Raw genomic sequence first — 18046 nt, forward strand, 5'->3', positions numbered from 1 at the left:
TAGGCCCAGCCGCGCCAGCGGGCGTTCAGCCGCTCCGCCTCGGCGTCGCCGCTCGCCTCCAGCAGCACCCAGACCTGCTCGCCCTGCTCGTGCAGCGTGACGGTGATGCCGAGATTGTCGGTCAGCGTGTACCGCGCCCGGCCCAGCCGCGTGCCGGGGATGTCGGCGGCGCGCTGCACGTCCGTGAGCGTCAGGAACTCGAAGGCGTTGGCCACGGCGTCGAGCCGCGTCGGCTCCAGCGGCGGCGCGGCGGCCGGCTCGGCGAGGGCGAGGCGGCCATCCGGCCCTTCGCCCCTGGCCAGCACCAGGGCGGGGGCATCCTCGCGCTCCACCCGCACCCGCAGCACCCGCTCGCGCGGGAGGTTGGCGAGGTCGCGGTCGATCCAGAGCTGCGCGTCGGCATCCAGCGGCAGGCGGCCCTCGGCCAGCCAGGACTGGGTCTCGCCGGCGCGGCGGACATAGACGCTCTCCGGCACGTTGCCCTGGGTGCGGACGCGGCGGCGCCCCACCACCAGCGCCACGATCGGCGCGCCGGTGCCGTCCAGCACCCGCAGCAGGGCGCCGGTGGAGCCCGGCCTGTCCGGGTCCTGCAGGCCGAGGCGCTCCAGCATCTCGGGGTTGGCGGTGCGCGGCTCCACCAGCCGCAGCTCGGTCAGCCCCACCAGCAGCTCGCGCACCTTCTCGGGCCGCACCGGGTAGCCCGCCACCTCGGGCAGCACCCAGGTATCGCCAGGCTGGCGCTGCACGGCGAGGCTCTGCGCGTGCCGCACCACCTCGATGCGCATGGCGCCCTGCAGGCGGGTGGCGAGGTCGCGGAACATCAGCGGCGCCGCGCCGGTCTCGGCCGGCGGCGGGCCGCCGGGGCCGAGGGCCACCACGGCGGCGGCGGAGGCGAGGGCGGCACCGCCCAGGATCAGGAGGGATCGGCGTTGCATCGTTGGCTTTCCCTCAGGCGCGGGCGGCGCCGCGGCGGCGGTTGCGGGCCACCGCCAGCCCGATGGCGAAGAGCGTGACCAGCACCGGCACCAGCGCGATGTTGAGGATACGCAAGCTCCGCTCCAGCCCCTCGATGTCCCGCCGCAGGTCGAGCTGCACGGCGCGGAGCTGGCCGCGCGTGGCGACGATCTCGGCCCGCGCCTTGTCGATCTCGGCGCGCTGCTCGGGGGTGATGACGCTCTGCGCGCCGCCTTGGCCTGTCCCCTGGCGCAGCTCGCGCAGGCGGCGCTCGGTGGCCTCCAGCCGCTGGGTGAGGGCCTGCTCGGTCTGGCGGTAGCGCGCCTCCGCCTCCCGCCGCATCGCCTCGACGCGGCCGAAGGGGCGCAGCGACTCCCCGCGCGAGCGCAGGCCGATCAGCGCGTCGCCGCCGGCCAGCGTGTCGGTGAGGTTGGCGACCAGCGCGCCATTGTCGCTGAAGGGCGTGGCCGTCTGCTGGCCGAAGAAATCCTGCACCCGCACCCAGAAGCGGTCCTCCAGCAGGTCCGCGTCGTTGGCGATGACGAGGTTGGCCGGCCCCTCGCTCTGCGCCCGGTGGGCGGGAAGGTCGGCCGGGCGCTCGGCGCCCTCGGGCGGCGGCGGCGGGCCGTCGGGGAAGGCGGATTTCAGCATGCCGCGGGCGCGTGCCATCAGCACGTAGCGCTCGCCGGAGGGGCGGAACTCGGCCAGCAGCCGGGCGGGGTTGGGGTTCTCGCGCACCCGCGCGGTGTCCACCAGCATCGCCTCGGGGCTGCTGGTGATGAGCGGAGTGAACTCGATGCCCGCGCCCTCGCGCCGCCGCACCTGGCCGGCGGAGGCGAAGGTGACCTGCTGCAGCTCGGCCGTCGCCACGTCGGCGGCGCTGAGGCTGTCGCCCGTGGCGTTGAACCAGGCGGGGTAGTCCACCGCCTGCACCCGGTCCTGCGGGTTGGCGCGCACCCGCCAGGCGCCGCGCTGGTCGAGCACCACCTGGTCGCGCGGGGCCTCGATGCCCCAGGCGTTCAGCAGCCGGTCGAGGCCGGAGGCGGTGTCGGCGGGCGGCTGGCCGTTAGGGCCGGGACGGCTGGCCTGGCTCTCGCTGTGCGGGTCGGTCAGCACGAAGAGCTTGCCGCCGCGCATGACGAACTGGTCGATGGCGTAGAGCGTGGCGTCCGCCAGCCCCTGCGGCTGCGCCACGATCAGCACCTGCGTGTCCTCCGGGATCGCCTGCGCGTCGGCGGCCACGTCGCGCAGGGTGAAGAACTGGCGAAGCTGGTTGGCGATGACGAAGGGCTGCCCGGCGCCGGGGACGCGCATCATCATCGCCCGCGGGTCGCCGTTCAGCGGCAGGGCTGAGAGCAGCCCCACCACGGGGCGGCGCGGGTTGGACAGGTCATGGACCAGCCGCGTGAGGTCGTATTCGAGGAAGCGCTCGCGGTCGGGCTGGAGGAAGGGCAGCACCCGCTCGTCGTCCAGCAGGTTGGTGCCGGCGAGGCCGAAATAGACCTGCTCGCCGGACTGGTCCACCGGCACGCCCTGGATGCCATAGGCGAGCGCCCGGTCCTCGGTCTCCGAGAAGGGCTCGGGATCGAGGTATTCCAGCCGCACCTTGCCGTTGGAGAGGGCGGCGTACTCCTCCAGCATCTGCCGCACCCGGTCGGCATAGGCGCCATAGACGGGGATGCTGCCGCCGAGGCGGCGGGAGTAGAACAGCCGCAGCGTCACCGGGTCCTGCAGCCCGGAGAGCACCTGCCGGGTGCCGTCCGAGAGGGTGTAGAGGCGCTGCGCGGTGAGGTCGACCTGGGCGCGCGGCAGCAGGCGCTCGGTGAGCAGGTTGGCGGAGACGGCCAGAACCAGCGCGGCGGCGAGGCCGCCCGCCGCGTAGGAGAGGCGGCGGGACGGGGCGCGCGCGGCGGCGCGCGGGGCGGGGCTTTCGGCGCTCATGGTCTCAGTCCGCCTTGCGATGATCGACCGCCACGGCATTGGCGAACAGCCAGAAGCCGATGAAGCTGGCGAAGAAGACGATGTCCCGCAGCGCCACCACGCCGCGCGAGAAGCCGGAGAGGCGGTCGGTGACGGAGACGCCCCGGGCGATCTCGGCCAGCACGGGCAGGCGCACGGAGAGGAACTCGGTGACGACGGGGCTGCCGGCGGCGGCGAAGACGAAGCACACCGCCACGGCCAGCACGAAGGCCACCACCTGGTTCTTGGTCAGCGCCGAGATGGCCGCGCCCACCGCGAGATAGGCGCCGGCCACCAGCAGGCAGCCGATATAGCCCGTGGCGATGACGCCATTGTCCGGGTTGCCCAGGTAGTTGACGGTGATGACCAGCGGGAAGGTGAGGGCGAGGGCGATGCCGCAGAACGCCCAGGCCGCCAGGAACTTGCCCAGCACCGCCTGGCCCTGCGTCACCGGCAGGGTCAGCAGCAGCTCGATGGTGCCGAGGCGCCGCTCCTCCGCCCAGAGCCGCATGGTCAGCGCCGGCACCAGGAACAGGAACAGCCAGGGCACGAAGCCGAAGAAGGGCTGGAGGTCGGCCGTGCCGCGGTTGAAGAAATTGCCGAGGGTGAAGGTGAGCGCGCCCGTCATCACCAAGAAGATGACGATGAACACATAGGCCACGGGCGTCGCGAAATACCCGGCCAGCTCGCGCCGGGCGATGGTCAGCGCGGTGCGCATTCAGGCAGCCTCCGGCGCGGGTCTGGGCGCCATGGTCAGTTCGCGGAACACGGCATCGAGCGAGGGGCCGCGCCGGGAGAGTTCCGCGGGCGTGGAATCGGCCAGCACCCGCCCGCGCGCGATGATGATGGCGCGGGTGCAGATGGCCGAGACCTCCTCCAGGATGTGGGTGGAGATGATGATGGCCTTGGTGGGCGCCATCTGCCCGATCAGCCGCCGCACCTCGTGCTTCTGGTTGGGGTCGAGCCCGTCGGTCGGCTCGTCCAGCACCAGCACCGGCGGGTCGTGCAGCAGGGACTGCGCCAGGCCGACGCGCCGCTTGAAGCCCTTCGAGAGCGTCTCGATCGGCTGCAGCCGCACCCCTTCCAGGGTGGTGAGGCGCATGGCGTGCGCCACCCGGTCCGCCGCCTCGGAGCCGCGGTAGCCGCGCACCCGCGCGGCGAAGCCCAGGAAGCCCGCCACCGTCATCTCGGGGTAGGTGGGCGCGCCCTCGGGCAGGTAGCCGAGATGCTTCTTGGCGGCCACGGGCCGCTCCACCACATCCTCGCCGCAGATTCGGGCGGTGCCGGCGGAAGGGGTCACGAAGCCGGCCAGCATCTTCATGGTGGTGGACTTGCCGGCGCCGTTCGGCCCCAGGAAGCCCAGGACCTCGCCGCGCGCCACGGTGAAGGACACGTCGTCGACGGCGGTGAAGGCGCCGAAGCGTTTGCTCAGGCGGTCGATCTCGATCAGCGCGGACAACCGGGCGTACCCCCTGCTATGGCCGAATTGTGATCGGGTTTAACCAGGGCAGGGGGCATTGCAACCCCTCCGCCTGTATCGAAGCGTGCCCGGCGGAGGCGCTCAGCCGGCGGCCAGCGGCGCCAGCGTCAGGTCATGGCCGAACACGCCGAGCAGCAGCCGCGCCGCCGCGCCGCGCGGGGTGGCGGCCAGATCCGGGTCCTTCTCCAGCAGCAGCGCCGCATCCTGGTGCGCCATGCGGACCAGCCCGCCATGCCGCTGCGGGTCGGCCAGCCGGCGGCCGATGCGCCCCGCCTGCCGCATCCCCAGCGCGTCGCCACCGCCGCGGTATTCGAGGTCGGCATCGGCGATGACGAAGCCGTCCTGCGTCTCGCGCAGCACGGCGAGGCGCCGCTGCTCGCTCTCGTTCAGCTCGGCCGAGGGCAGCAGCAGGCAGAAGCTCTGGGCCTTGCCGCGCCCGACGCGGCCGCGCAGCTGGTGCAGCGCGGCGAGGCCGAAGCGCTCCGCCTGCTCGATGATCATGATGGTGGCCTCGGGCACGTCCACCCCCACCTCCACCACCGTGGTGGCCACCAGCAGCTGCGCGCGGCCGGCGGCGAAGTCGTGCAGGGCGGCCTCGCGCACATCCAGCTTCTGCGCGCCATGGGCGAGGCGGACCTTGTCGCCGAAGAGGGCGGCCAGCTCGGCGAAGGTGGTCTCGGCGGCGGCGTTGTCGTGCTTCTCGCCCTCCTCCACGGCGCGCACCACCCAATAGGCGCGGTGCCCCTGTGCGAAGGCGGCGCGCAGCCGGGCCACCAGCTCCTCGCGCCGCTCGCGGCTGACGATGCGGGTGACGATGGGCTGGCGGCCCGCGGGCAGCCCCTCCAGCCGGCTCACCGCCATCTCGCCCCACTGGGTCAGCAGCAGGGTGCGGGGGATGGGGGTGGCGGTCATCACCAGCACGTCGGTGGTGCCCTTCTCGGTCAGCGCCAGGCGCTGCGCCACGCCGAAGCGGTGCTGCTCGTCCACCACAGCGAGGCCGAGGTCGCGGAACGCCACCCCCTCCTCGATCAGCGCATGGGTGCCGACGACGAGCGGGATGGAGCCATCCGCCAGCCCGGCCAGCACGCGCTTGCGCTCCTTGCCCTTCACCGAGCCGGCGAGCAGGGCGCAGGACACGCCGGCGGCGCCGGCCAGCTTCTCCAGCGTGCGGAGGTGCTGGCGCGCCAGCAGCTCGGTGGGGGCCATGATCGCGGCCTGGGCGCCGCCCTCTACGGCGCGCAGCATGGCCAGCACCGCCACCAGTGTCTTGCCGGCGCCGACATCGCCCTGGAGCAGCCGCAGCATCCGGCGCGGCGCGGCGAGGTCGGCGTCAATCTCGGCCAGCGCCATCGCCTGGCCGGGGGTGGGGGGGTGGCCGAAGGCGGCCAGCGCCGCGTCGCGCAGCCTTCCGTCGCCACGCAGGGCGCGGCCGGGGCGTTGAAGCACCGTCCGCCGCACCAGCCCCACGGCGAGCTGGCCCGCGAGCAATTCGTCATAGGCCAGCCGGTCGCGCGCGCTGTCCTCCGGCGCGGCGGCCTCGGGGGCCTGGATGGCGCGCAGCGCGGCGGCGAAGCCCGGCCAGCGGCGGCGGGCGAGCAGGGTGCGGTCCTGCCACTCAGGCAGCTCGGGCAGCGCCGCCAGCGCCGCCGCCATGGCGCGGCCCACATCGCGCTGCCCCAGCCCCTTCACCAGCGGCCAGATGGGCTGGATGCCGGGGATGGCGTCGGGCGGCTCGACGAAATCCGGCGCGTCCATCTGCCAGCGGTCGCGGAAGCGCTTCATCCGCCCGGAGACGCGGCGCACCGCCCCTTCCGGATAGGTGCGGGCCAGCCAGGCGCCGAGCCAGGAGCGGCGGCCGAAATAGATCAGGTCCAGCGGCCCCGCCGGCGATTCGCAGCAGACCGACCAGGGCTGGGTCGGCGTGCGCGGCGGCTGGACCTGCACCACGCGCAGGGGCAGGGTGGCCACCTCGCCCTCCTGCGGGGTGGTGGCGCGGCGGTCCTGGTAGCGCTCGGGCAGGTGCAGCAGCAGGTCGAGCACGCGGCCGCCCTCCACCGCCTGCGCCAGGCGCTTCCGCTTCTCCTCGGGCAAGGGCAGGCTGTCCAGCGGCGCGAGAAGCCCGGCCGGCAGGTCCATTTCCGCCTCTTGGGCTGACACGATTCCCATCTGCCCTTATATGCCAGCCCCACAAGGCGCCGACGACATGTCCCAGAGCAACGATACGCCCCCCGATCCGAATGCCGCCGCTGCGTCCCCGGCGGAGCCGCCGCCGGCGCTCTCCCCGCGCCGCCGGCGCCTGCTGTTCCGCGCGCACCATCGCGGCACCAAGGAAACCGACCTGATGGTGGGCGGCTTTGTCACCCGCCACATCGCCAGCTTCACCGAGGCGGAGCTGGACGAGCTGGAGGCGGTGCTGGAATTGCTGGATGTCGATCTCGCCGACTGGCTCTCGGGCCGCCGCCCCATTCCGCCCGAGGTGATGACGCCGATGCTGACCCGCATGTCCGAGGAATGCTCGATGCTGGGCGCCGGGGTGCCGGAGGCCGCGCGCCGGGCATGAGCGCGCTCACCATCCACGGCGCCCCCGAGGGCTTCGACGCCCTGCTGCTCAGCCGCCGCCGCGCCGAGGCGGAGGGTTTCGTCCTGCATGTCTGCCGCGACGATTCCCGCATGGCGCGGATGCAGGACGGGCTGGCCTTCTTCGCGCCGAGGATCGAGGTGCTGCGCTTCCCGGCCTGGGACTGCCTGCCCTATGACCGGGTTTCGCCCCACGCCGAGCTGGTGGCCGAGCGCGTGGCGACGCTCACGCGCCTGCTGGAGAAGGGCGACCGCCCGCGCATCGTGCTGACCACGGTGAACGCGCTGGTGCAGCGCGTGCCGCCGCGCGCCGTATTCGAGGGCGCCACGCTGCACCTGAAGCGCGGCGGGCGCATCACGCCGGAGAAGCTGGCCGGCTTCCTGGAGGCCAATGGCTATGGCCGCGTCGCCACGGTGATGGAGCCGGGCGAATACGCGGTGCGCGGCGGCATCGTCGACCTCTACCCGGCCGGTGAGCCCGAGCCGGTGCGGCTCGACCTGTTCGGCGACGAGATCGAGAGCCTGCGCCATTTCTCCACCGAGACGCAGCGCAGCGGCAAGGCAATGGACGGGCTCTGGCTGCGCCCGGTGGGCGAGGTGTTCCTCGACGAGGAGTCCATCGCCCGCTTCCGCGCCGGCTACCGCGACCTGTTCGGCAATGCCGCGGCCGAGGACCCGCTCTACGTCTCCATCTCCGCGGGCCGTCGCCACCCCGGCATGGAGCACTACGTCCCGCTCTTCCACGAGAGCATGGCGACGCTGCTGGACTACATGCCCGGCGCCTCGGTCAGCCTGGACCACCAGGCGGAGGAGGCGCTGGAGGTGCGGCTCGAGATGGTCGAGGACCATTACGAGGCCCGCCGCATGCCGGCGCGGGAAGGCGAGGTGCCCTACCGCCCCGTGCCGCCGCGCCGCCTCTACCTGGACCGCAAGGGCTGGGACGCGATGCTCGCGGGCGGCCCGCTGCTGCGCTTCAGCCCCTTCCCGAAGCCCGACGGCGCCGAGGGCATCGAGGCCGGCGGCCGCCCGGGCGGCCTCTATGCCGAGGCCCGCACGGCGGGCGAGAACGTCTTCCACCTCTACCGCCAGCATGCCGAGGCGCAGGCCAAGGGCGGCATGCGCCCGGTGGTCGCCGCCTGGACGCGCGGCTCGCGCGAGCGGCTGGGCAATCTGCTGCGGGAGAACCGCGTGCCCGCCCAGGCGGTGGAGGACTGGGCCGCCGCCCAGGCGCTGCCGGCGGGCGTGGTGGCGCTGGTGGTCTATGGCGTGGAGCGTGGCTTCACCGGCCCCGCCGCAGGCACCAAGGGCAGCGGCGCCATCGCCCTGACCGGCGAGCAGGACCTGCTGGGCGAGCGCATCGCCCGGCCGCCGCGCCGCCGCAAGCGGGCGGACCAGTTCATCGCCGACGCCACCGAGATCGCCGAGGGCGACCTGGTGGTGCACCAGGACCACGGCATCGGCCGCTATGACGGGCTGGAGACCATCGGCGTCTCCGGCGCGCCGCATGACTGCCTGCGGCTGATCTACGATGGCGGGGACAAGCTGTTCCTGCCCGTGGAGAACATCGAGCTGCTCTCGCGCTTCGGCAGCGACAGCGCGGGCGTCGCGCTCGACAAGCTCGGCGGCACCTCCTGGCAGAACCGCAAGGCCCGCGCCAAGCAGCGCATCGCCGACATGGCGGGCCAGCTCATCCGCATCGCCGCCGAGCGGCGGGTGAAGGAGGGCCACCTCGCCACCCCGCCGGAGGGCGCGTGGGACGAGTTCTGCGCCCGCTTCCCCTTCGCCGAGACGGAGGACCAGCAGCGCGCCATCGCCGACGTGCTGGAGGACCTCTCCGCCGGCCGGCCGATGGACCGGCTGATCTGCGGCGATGTCGGCTTCGGCAAGACGGAGATCGCGCTGCGCGCCGCCTTCGTTGTCGCCATGACGGGGGCGCAGGTGGCGGTGGTGGTGCCCACCACGCTGCTCTCCCGCCAGCATTTCCGCACCTTCACCGCCCGCTTCGAGGGGCTGCCGATCCGCATCGCCCAGCTCTCGCGCATGGTCACGGCGAAGGAGGCGGCGCAGGTGAAGGCGGGGCTGGCGGACGGCTCCATCAACATCGTCGTCGGCACCCATGCGCTGCTGGCCAAGGGCGTGGAGTTCGCCGATCTCGGCCTCGTCATCGTCGACGAGGAACAGCATTTCGGCGTGGCGCACAAGGAGCGGCTGAAGTCGCTCAAGGCCGATGTGCATGTCCTCACCCTGACGGCGACCCCCATCCCGCGCACCCTCCAGCTCGCCCTGACCGGCGTGCGCGAGATGAGCGTCATCGCGACGCCGCCCGTGGACCGGCTGGCGGTGCGCACCTTCATCATGCCCTTCGATGCGGTGGTGGTGCGCGAGGCGATCCAGCGCGAGCGGCTGCGCGGCGGGCAGATCTTCTGCGTCGTGCCACGGCTGGAAGACCTGCCGAAGATGGCCACGCGGCTGGCCGACATCGTGCCCGAGGCGCGCACCGTGCAGGCGCATGGCCGCCTGACGCCGACCGAGCTCGAGCGGGTGATGACCGAGTTCGGCGACGGCAAGTACGACATCCTGCTCGCCACCAACATCGTGGAAAGCGGGCTGGACATGCCGGCGGTGAACACGCTGATCATCCACCGCGCCGACATGTTCGGCCTCGCCCAGCTCTACCAGCTGCGCGGGCGGGTGGGGCGCGGCAAGCAGCGCGGCTACGCCTACCTGACCTGGCCGGCCACGCAGCGCCTGTCGGTCGCCGCCGAGAAGCGGCTGGCGGTGATGCAGACGCTCGACAACCTCGGCGCCGGCTTCACCCTCGCCAGCCACGACCTCGACATCCGCGGCGCCGGCAATTTGCTGGGCGACGAGCAGTCCGGCCATATCCGCGAGGTGGGTATCGAACTCTACCAGCAGATGCTGGAGGAGGCGGTGGCCGACATCAAGGCCGGGCAGGGGCGGCGCGACGGCGCCGACAACCGCGACTGGACGCCGCAGATCAATCTCGGCCTGCCGGTGCTGATCCCCGAGACCTATGTGGCGGATCTGCCGGTGCGGCTTGGCCTCTACCGCCGCATCGGCGGCCTTGCGGGCGATGCCGAGGTGGAGGCGATGGCGGCCGAGCTGGCCGACCGCTTCGGGCCGCTGCCGCAGGAGGTGGAGAACCTGCTGCAGGTGGTCTCCATCAAGCATCTCTGCCGGCAGGCGGGGGTGGAGAAGCTGGATGCGGGGCCGAAGGGCATCGTCGCCGCCTTCCGCCGCAACAACTTCGCCAATCCAGGCGGGCTGGTCACCTGGGTCGGCGCCCAGAAGGGACTGATAAAACTGCGGCCGGACCACAAGCTGGCCATGGTGCGCGAGATGGACCTGCCCACCCGCCTGCGCGCGGCCAAGGACATGCTGAAGTCGCTGGTGAAGGTCTCCCGCCAGGCAAAGGCCGCCTGAGGGGGAGGGCGGCTAGAACTCGCCCGCCTCGGAGAGCGCCACGTCGATCAGCCGCTCCAGCACCTCCGGCTCCTGCGCGCCGGCGATGGCATGGCCCGCACCCTGGCCCTGCTGGCCGGAGATGACGAAGCAGGGCACGCCATTGATGCCGAGGCGGTGGGCGCGGAGGTTCTCGGCGTGCACCGCCTCCGCCTCCAGCCCGCTGGCCAGGAAGCGCTGCACCACGCGCGGCTCCATCCCGTGCCGGGCGGCCAGGGCGGCGAGGTTCTCCGGCCGGCCGATATCGGCGCCCTCGCAGAAATAGGCGGTGAACAGCGCGTCCACCAGCGCATCGGCCTGGCCATGCTGGGCGGCGAAGCGCACCAGCCGGTGCGCGTCGATCGAGGCGGGCACGCGCTGGATGCGGTCGAAGCGGAAGGCGATGCCCTCGGGCCGCCCGAGATCGGTCATGGTGGCGTGCAGGCGGCGGGCGCGCTCCTCGCCGCCGAACTTGCGCGCCATGTAGTCCTGCCGCCCGGTGCCGCCGAGGCCGAGATCGGGATTCAGCAGGAAGGGACGCCAGCGGATCTCGGCCAGCACGTCGGTGCGCCGCTCCAGCGTCCGGCGCAGCCGGCGCGTGCCGAGGAAGCACCAGGGGCAGACCAGGTCGAACACCACCTCGATGTCGAGGCGGCTGCGGGGCGGCGAGAGCAGGTTCACCGCTCCATGATAGGCGAAGACTTGCCCTTCGCCCACCGCTCCGAGGAGCAGGCAAGTCATGGTTTTTCTGCTACCTGCGGTTGGAAAGCCGTGGAATCAGGCTTGTAGGCAGGAATCCTGACTCCTAGTTTGAGGCTTGCGTAGCAGGAGCCTCGAAACCCAGGAATGATGGCAGGGTCGCATATCGCGCTGGGCGCGGCTGCCTGGTTCGCGGCCGCGCCGCGGCTGGGCCTGCCGGCGCTCGACCCGGCCCTGCTGGGCCTTGCCGTGTTCGGCGCGCTGCTGCCCGATATCGACCATCCCAAATCCTGGGTGGGCAAGAAGCTCTGGCCGGTCTCGCTGCTGTGCGCGCGGCTGCTGGGCCATCGCGGCATCACCCATTCCGCCCTGGCCGTGCTCGGCTGCACCGTGCTGCTGCTCAGCCAGGATGTGCCGATGGCCATCACCGCACCTCTCGTGGTGGGCTATCTTTCGCATCTGGGGGCGGATCTGCTGACGCCGGCGGGGCTGCGCCTGGCCTGGCCGCTGCGGGGCACCTATGCGCTGCCGCTCTGCCGCACCGGCTCGGCCTTCGAGCCGCTGGTGGTGGCGCTGGTGCTCTCCTGGGCCTGGGGCAGCACCTCGGAAAAGGTGAACTTCGCCGCCGGGCTGCGCGCCACCGGCATCTGCCGCGTGGCGGAAGGGATGATGCCGGCGCTCTGCCCGCCCGGCTCCTCGGCCGCGCTGCCCGGCGGGCCGGGGATCGGCGCCCTGTGGGACAGGGCCCGTGGCGCCGGCGAGACGGTGCTCGCCCGGCAGGGCGCCGCGGCGCTCGGCCCCACCCTGCGCTGAACCCCCTTGCGCTGAGCCCCCCTGCGCTGGGCCAACCTGCGCTGGGGCGGAGCCCGGCTTAGCCGCTCTCGGCCAGCCCGAAGGCCTCCCGCAGCGCCAGCCGCCCCTTGGGCGTCACCGTCACGGCCCGCGTGCCCTCCACCCTGTGCACCCAGCCCTGGCCGAAGGCGTGGCTGCACAGCGCCGCGCCGAGCCGGCCTGCCAGATGCGGCCGCCGCTCGCTCCAGTCGAGGCAGGGGCGGCAACCCGGCCGGCCGTGCCGCGCCGCCTGCGGCAGCGGGATGCCGAGCGCGCCGAACCGCGCCTGGCCGGCTTCCGTCATCCAGGCGGCCTCGCCTTCCATCGCCACCCAGCCGCCCGCCACCAGCGCATCCGCAAGGCCGACGCCGAGCCGGCCGGCCAAATGGTCGTAGCAGGTGCGTGCCTGGCGCAGCGCCGCGTCGCGCGGCCCGAAGCGCGGCACCGCATGGGGCGCCGGCGCCGCGCCGGCCATCTGCATCATGCTCTCGATCAGCCGCGCCGCCTCGGGGCCGGCCAGCCGGTGGTAGCGGTGCCGCCCGTGCCGCTCGGCCGCCACGAGGCGCGCGGCGACGAGCCGCGCGAGATGGCCGCTCGCCGTCGGCGGCGCAATGCCGGCCACCCGGGCCAGCTCGGTGGCTGTCATCGCCCGGCCATCCATCAGCGCCGCGAGCATCGCCGCGCGGGCAGGCTCGCCCATCGCGGCAGCCATTTCGGCGATCCTGTTGGCCGTGACCATGCGCCCCTCCCGCCATCCGTCCGCAGCATAGCAGGGGCCGCCCGCCGATGCTTCGGCAAGGCCCGAAGCATCGGCGGGCGCCGTGCCGGCATAAGCCATGCCAGGCTTTCCAGCCCGGCCCTTCCCGACGGAGCACCCGCATGACCACCCCTGCATCCTCCCCACCATTCTTCGGCTGGCGCGTCGTGGCGGCCACCTTCGTGCTGGCGGCCTTCGGCTGGGGCGTCGGCTTCTACGGACCGCCGGTCTTCCTGCATGCGGTGGTGGCGCGCACCGGCTGGCCGGTGGAGCTGGTTTCGGCGGCGGTCACGGTGCATTTCCTGGTGGGCGCCGCGGTGGTGGCCAACCTGCCCCGGCTCTACCGCGCGCTGGGCGTGCCGCTGGTCACCAGCCTCGGTGCCGGCCTGCTGGGCTTCGGCGTGCTGGGCTGGGCCGTCGCGGCGGCGCCGTGGCAGCTCTTCGCCGCCGCGCTGGCCAGCGGCACGGGCTGGGTGGCGATGGGGGCGGCGGCGGTGAACGCCCTGGTCGCCCCCTGGTTCGAACGCCGCCGCCCGGCGGCGCTCGGCCTGGCCTACAACGGCGCCAGCCTGGGCGGCGTGGTGTTCTCCCCGCTCTGGGCGGCGCTGATCGGCGGCCTCGGCTTTCCCCTGGCGGCGCTGGCGGTGGGGGCGGTCATGCTGCCGGTGGTCGGCCTGCTGGCGGCGCTGGTCTTCACGCGCACGCCCGAGGGCCTGGGCCAGCACCCCGATGGCGAGGCCGCCGCCATGCCCGCCCCGGCCGCCGCCGCGCCGGCGGCGCGCCCGCTGCCCGCCGGCCCGCCCTGGCGCGACCGCCGCCTCCTCACCCTGGCGGCGGGCATGGCGCTGGGCCTGTTCGCGCAGATCGGCCTGCTGGCGCACCTGTTCTCGCTGCTGGTGCCGGCCCTCGGCGCCGCGGCCGGGCTGGCGATGGGCGGTGCGACGCTGGCGGCCATCCTCGGCCGCAGCGCGGTGGGCTGGTGGATGCCGGCCTGGGCGGACCGGCGCCATGTGGCCTGCCTCAGCCATGCCGTGCAGCTGGCCGGCTCGCTGCTCCTGCTGGCGGCCGTGGCGGGCGGCGGCGCCTGGGTGCTGCCGGGCCTGCTGCTCGGCCTGGCGCTGTTCGGCCTCGGCATCGGCAATGCCACCTCGCTGCCGCCCCTGATCGCGCAGGGCGAGTTCACGGCGCAGGATGCGCGGCGCGTGGTGCCGTGGATCGCGGCCACGGGCCAGGCCTGCTATGCCTTCGCGCCCGCCATCTTCGGGCTGCTGCGGGGCGTGGCGGAGCGGGGGGAGGCGTTGTTCCTGCTTGCCGCCCTGGTGCAGGCGGCGGCGATCGGCGCTTTCCTGGCAGGCCAGCGCCGATGGCGGATGGAGTGGGATTCGAACCCACGGTGAGGTTGCCCCCACGGCGGTTTTCAAGACCGCTGCCTTAAACCACTCGGCCATCCATCCGCGGGGCCGGCGCGTGCGGCCCCGATAGCCGTTTCGGCCTGCCCGGTCGAGGGGTTACGCGGCCCGCACCTCGCTGAGGAACTGCTCCACCTGCCCGCGCAGCCGGCCGGTCGTGTCGCTCACCTCGGCGGATGTGGTCTGCACAACGCCGGCGGTGCGGCCGCTGACCTCGGCGGCGTTGCGCACCACATTCGTCTCGCGCGAGACGGAGGCGGCGGCCTCGGCGGAGCCGGCGATGTTGCGGGCGATCTCCTGGGTCGCCGCGCCCTGCTCCTCGACGGCGGCGGCGATGGCGGCGGCAGTCTGGTCGATCTCCGCCACCACGCCGGCGATGCTGTTGATGGCCTCCACCGCCTGGCCCGTGGCGCCCTGGATGGCGCTCACCTGCTGGCTGATCTCCTCGGTGGCCTTGGCGGTCTGGCTGGCGAGGTTCTTCACCTCGGAGGCCACCACGGCGAAGCCCTTGCCGGCCTCGCCGGCGCGGGCGGCCTCGATGGTGGCGTTCAGCGCCAGCAGGTTGGTCTGCCCGGCGATGTCGGCGATCAGCCGCACCACATCGCCGATCTTGTTGGCGGTGCCGGCCAGCTCGCGCATCGTGTGCTCGGTGCGCTGGGTTTCCGCCACGGCGCGGCGGGACACCTCGGCCGAGCGACTGACCTGGCGGGTGATCTCGCCGATCGAGGCGGTCAGCTCCTCGGTCGCGGCGGCGGCGGTCTGGGCGTTGCTGGAGGCTTCCTCGGAGGCGTGGCTGAGGGTGCTGGTGAGCTGGGCCGAGGCATGGGCCGCCTGGCTCATCTCGCCCGAGCTGCCGCGCATCCGCTCGGCGGCACCGCGCAGGGTCTCCAGGGCCTGGCCGGCGTCCTGGCCGAAGCGGGTCACCAGCTTCTCCAGCCGGGCGGCGCGCTCCCGCGCCACCTTGTCCGCCCGCGCCTGCTCGGCGGCGAGCCGCTCGCCCTCCTGCACCTTGGCGCGGAACACCTCCAGCGCCTTGGCCATGCTGCCGATCTCGTCCGTCCGCTCCTGGTCCGCCACCGGCGTGTCGAGCGCGCCGCCGGTCATGCGCCGCATGGTCTCCGTCAGCCGGCCGACGGGGCTGCAGATGCCGCGGACCAGCGACAGCCCGATCAGGGACAGCACCGCGATCCCGAGCAGGCCGGCGATGCCGATGATCCAGGCCGCCATGGTGACGGTGCGGCGTGCCGTGACGCTGCTGGTCTCGGCGCCCTTCTGGTTGAACTCGATGAGCTTCTCATCCGCGGCCAGGAAGCGCTGGAAGGCCTCGCGGTTCGGGCCATTGAGCTGCCGGGTAGCCTCGTCCTTCCGCTGCGCGCGGCTCAGCGCCAGCGTGGCGTCGGAGAGCCCGAGATAGGTATTCCACTCGTTCCGCACCGCCGCGGCCAGCGCCGCTTCCTGCGGGCCGGTCACCATCGGCGCGTATTGTACGAAGAATTTCTCAACGTCGGCGCGGGACTGGGCGATGAGGCCGTCCGCCTCACGGATCTTGTCGTCCTCTGTCACCATGACGTGCCGCAGGATATGCGTGCGCAGGGTGAGGGCGTCCTTCTGCGCCTCGTTGATGAGATTGATACTGGGCAGCCAGTTGTCGGCCATCTGCTCCACCTCGGCCTGGACGGCGGTCAGCCGCTGGAGGGCGAAGCCGCCGAGCCCGACGAAGCAGAGCATGATGAACGCCATGGTGGCGAGAATGCGGTTACGGATGGACATGGGCGCCTCAACCTCATCCAGGCTGCTTGGAGCCTCCATTCTGTAGCCCGATGATGAACAAAGACTGCCGTGTGGTGCCTCGACCGGTGGAGCGGGCGGCGGGACGGGCGGCGGGGCGGGCAGGGCGCGCACCCTCTCCATTGCTGCAATAAAACGCAACTTGCAGCTTCGGTTGTGCCTCGCCACAACCCCTGCCTCGGCTTCGCCCGGCCCCGCGGCGCGGCACGATTCGTCCCGGCGGCGCGGCCTCTCCGCCGCCGCGAGCAAGGAACTCCGCATGCGCGCCCGCCGATCGCCGACCCTTCTGCTGTTGCTGGCCATGGGCGCCTCGGGCCCGGCCATGGCGCAGGGCATCCCCGGCGACCAGGCGCCGCCGCCGGACCCGAAGGGCACGCTGAACTTCGCCCTCGAGAACGACATGTTCGGCGGCAGCGACCGCTACTACACCAACGGCTTCCAGTTCGCCTGGCGCTCCCCCTCGGCCGACCTGCCGGGGCCGCTCGACTGGCTGAACGACCGGCTGGGCTGGATCATGGGCCCGGGCACGCTGCGCTGGGGCCTGGCCTTCGGCCAGAGCATCTACACGCCGAAGGACACGGAGCGGGTGGCCCCGGACCCGCGCGACCGGCCCTACGCCGCCTATCTCTACGGCGCCGCCTCGCTGTCGCGGATCTCCGAGTTCACCGCCAACCTGTTCGAGCTGCAGCTCGGCGTGGTCGGCCCCTCGGCGCTCGGCGAGTTCGTGCAGAACAACTATCACGACATCATCAACATCGATCAGACCAATGGCTGGCGCTCCCAGCTGAAGGACGAGCCGGCCATCACCGCGCTGTACGAGCGCAAGTGGCGCATGCCGCTCGGCCAGGTCGGCGGGATCGATGTCGAGGCCATCCCCTCGGCCACCATCAGCCTGGGCAATGTGCAGACCTATGCCGCCGCGGGCGGGGTGCTGCGGCTGGGGCAGGGGCTGGAGGCGGATTTCGGGCCGCCGCGCATCCGCCCGGCGCTGGCCGGCAGCGCCTCCTTCCAGCCGCGCCAGGATTTCGGCTGGTATGTCTTCGCCGGGCTCGATGGCCGCGCCATCGCCCGCGACATCTTCCTCGACGGCAACACCTGGCGCGAAAGCCGCAGCGTGGACAAGCGCATCCTGGTGGGCGACGCGCAGGCCGGCGTGGCGGTGCTCTGGCGCGGCATGCGCTTCGCCTACACGCAGGTCTGGCGCTCGGAGGAATTCTACGGGCAGGAAGGCGTGCAGAGCTTCGGCTCGCTCAGCGTCTCGTTCCGGTTCTGATCCGTGCGCGGCCGGGGGCCCACCAGCGGTTGCAGGGCGGGCGCCGGTCGTGGCACCTCTCCCCCATGCTGAACCGCCGCACCCTGCTGACCCGAGTCGCCGCGCTCTCCGTCCTCTCCGGCGGCGCCGCCCATGCCGCCACGGCCAGCTTCGACGCCTTCCTGCAGGGCGTCGCCAGCGAGGCCCGGGGCGCCGGCGTGTCCCAGGCCACGCTGCAGCGGGCCTTCGCCAACATCCGCCCCAACGACAAGGTGCTGGAGCTGGACCGCCGCCAGCCCGAGTTCACCCTGACCTGGGAACAGTACCGCGACGGCCGCATCACCGCCCAACGGGTCGAGCGCGGCCGCCAGGCCTATGCCGAGAACGCGACGCTGCTGGACGCCATCGCCACGCGCTTCCGCGTCTCGCCGCGCATCGTCGTGGCGGTGTGGGGGCTGGAGACGAACTATGGCGGCTTCACCGGCAACTACAACACCATCGAGGCGCTCGCCACGCTGGCCTGGGATGGCCGCCGCAGCGCCTTCTTCCGCGCCGAGCTGATGGCCGCGCTGCGCATCCTGGAGCGCGGCGACGTGGCGCCGGAGCGGATGCGCGGCAGCTACGCCGGCGCCATGGGCCACCCGCAGTTCATGCCCACCAGCTTCGAGCGGCTGGCGGTGGATTTCGACGGCGACGGCCGCCGCGACATCTGGGACAACCGCGCCGATGCGCTGGGCTCCATCGCCAACTATCTCGGCCGCAGCGGCTGGGACGAGACGGAGCGCTGGGGCCGCGAGGTGCTGGTGCCGTCGGGATTCGACGCCGCCCTGGCCGGGCGCTCCACCCGCAAGCCGCTGCGCGAGTGGCTTCGCCTGGGC

14 protein-coding genes and 1 tRNA gene are annotated in these 18046 nt (G+C 73.0%); 6 read left to right on the top strand and 9 right to left on the bottom strand.

From position 1 onward, the window contains the following. The 5 genes from ACZJYS_RS14045 to ACZJYS_RS14065 all read right to left on the bottom strand — a co-directional run. Positions 1–935, bottom strand: a 935-nt coding sequence (locus ACZJYS_RS14045) for a DUF4340 domain-containing protein (protein WP_493179071.1), incomplete at its 3' end; no start/stop codon positions are given. Between the two features lie 13 nt (positions 936–948). Continuing rightward, positions 949–2895, bottom strand: a complete 1947-nt coding sequence (locus tag ACZJYS_RS14050) for a GldG family protein (RefSeq protein ID WP_493179073.1) — start codon at positions 2893–2895, stop codon at positions 949–951. A 4-nt stretch (positions 2896–2899) separates the two neighbouring features. Further along, positions 2900–3631: an ABC transporter permease subunit gene (locus tag ACZJYS_RS14055; protein WP_109518385.1), complete on the bottom strand. Its 732-nt coding sequence runs from the start codon at positions 3629–3631 to the stop codon at positions 2900–2902. Then, on the bottom strand, positions 3632–4372 hold the full coding sequence (locus ACZJYS_RS14060; RefSeq protein ID WP_493179075.1) for an ABC transporter ATP-binding protein: 741 nt from the start codon (positions 4370–4372) through the stop codon (positions 3632–3634). 102 nt (positions 4373–4474) lie between these two features. After that, positions 4475–6559 (bottom strand): ATP-dependent DNA helicase RecG, encoded by a 2085-nt coding sequence (locus tag ACZJYS_RS14065; RefSeq protein ID WP_493179077.1) that lies wholly within the window; start codon positions 6557–6559, stop codon positions 4475–4477. Positions 6560–6596: 37 nt separating this feature from the next. Between ACZJYS_RS14065 and ACZJYS_RS14070 the strand changes: the two genes are divergently transcribed. Continuing rightward, positions 6597–6953 (top strand): succinate dehydrogenase assembly factor 2, encoded by a 357-nt coding sequence (locus ACZJYS_RS14070; protein WP_109518382.1) that lies wholly within the window; start codon positions 6597–6599, stop codon positions 6951–6953. Next, on the top strand, positions 6950–10414 hold the full coding sequence (gene mfd, locus ACZJYS_RS14075) for a transcription-repair coupling factor (protein WP_493179080.1): 3465 nt from the start codon (positions 6950–6952) through the stop codon (positions 10412–10414). The genes ACZJYS_RS14070 and mfd overlap by 4 nt, the downstream gene beginning before the upstream one ends. Positions 10415–10426: 12 nt before the next feature. Here the strand turns inward: mfd and ACZJYS_RS14080 are convergent, their stop codons facing one another. Then, the gene (locus ACZJYS_RS14080) at positions 10427–11173 is read right to left on the bottom strand and encodes a DsbA family oxidoreductase (RefSeq protein ID WP_379649786.1); all 747 of its coding nucleotides are present in this window, start codon (positions 11171–11173) and stop codon (positions 10427–10429) included. 108 nt (positions 11174–11281) lie between these two features. Between ACZJYS_RS14080 and ACZJYS_RS14085 the strand changes: the two genes are divergently transcribed. Further along, a complete protein-coding gene (locus ACZJYS_RS14085) occupies positions 11282–11944 on the top strand; it encodes a metal-dependent hydrolase (RefSeq protein ID WP_379649788.1) in 663 nt (220 codons plus the stop codon). A 58-nt stretch (positions 11945–12002) separates the two neighbouring features. Here ACZJYS_RS14085 and ACZJYS_RS14090 read toward each other — a convergent pair whose 3' ends face one another. Continuing rightward, positions 12003–12674, bottom strand: coding sequence for a helix-turn-helix domain-containing protein (locus ACZJYS_RS14090; RefSeq protein WP_493179084.1), 672 nt, complete (start codon positions 12672–12674; stop codon positions 12003–12005). A gap of 167 nt (positions 12675–12841) precedes the next feature. On the opposite strand from ACZJYS_RS14090, the gene ACZJYS_RS14095 reads away from it, so the two are divergent. Then, positions 12842–14116: an MFS transporter gene (locus tag ACZJYS_RS14095; RefSeq protein WP_493179086.1), complete on the top strand. Its 1275-nt coding sequence runs from the start codon at positions 12842–12844 to the stop codon at positions 14114–14116. Here the strand turns inward: ACZJYS_RS14095 and ACZJYS_RS14100 are convergent. Next, positions 14084–14173: transfer RNA gene (locus ACZJYS_RS14100), tRNA-Ser, on the bottom strand. The genes ACZJYS_RS14095 and ACZJYS_RS14100 overlap by 33 nt on opposite strands. 54 nt (positions 14174–14227) lie before the next feature. Continuing rightward, complete coding sequence (locus tag ACZJYS_RS14105) at positions 14228–15898, bottom strand: methyl-accepting chemotaxis protein (protein ID WP_493179088.1); 1671 nt, start codon at positions 15896–15898, stop codon at positions 14228–14230. 277 nt (positions 15899–16175) lie between these two features. Between ACZJYS_RS14105 and ACZJYS_RS14110 the strand changes: the two genes are divergently transcribed. Both ACZJYS_RS14110 and ACZJYS_RS14115 read left to right on the top strand, forming a co-directional pair. Beyond that, positions 16176–17189, top strand: a complete 1014-nt coding sequence (locus tag ACZJYS_RS14110; protein WP_493179090.1) for a lipid A deacylase LpxR family protein — start codon at positions 16176–16178, stop codon at positions 17187–17189. A 65-nt stretch (positions 17190–17254) separates the two neighbouring features. Next, positions 17255–18046 (top strand): lytic murein transglycosylase (locus ACZJYS_RS14115; protein ID WP_493179092.1); only part of this gene is annotated, 792 nt, incomplete at its 3' end.

This window comes from Roseomonas sp. TS2, assembly GCF_058833935.1.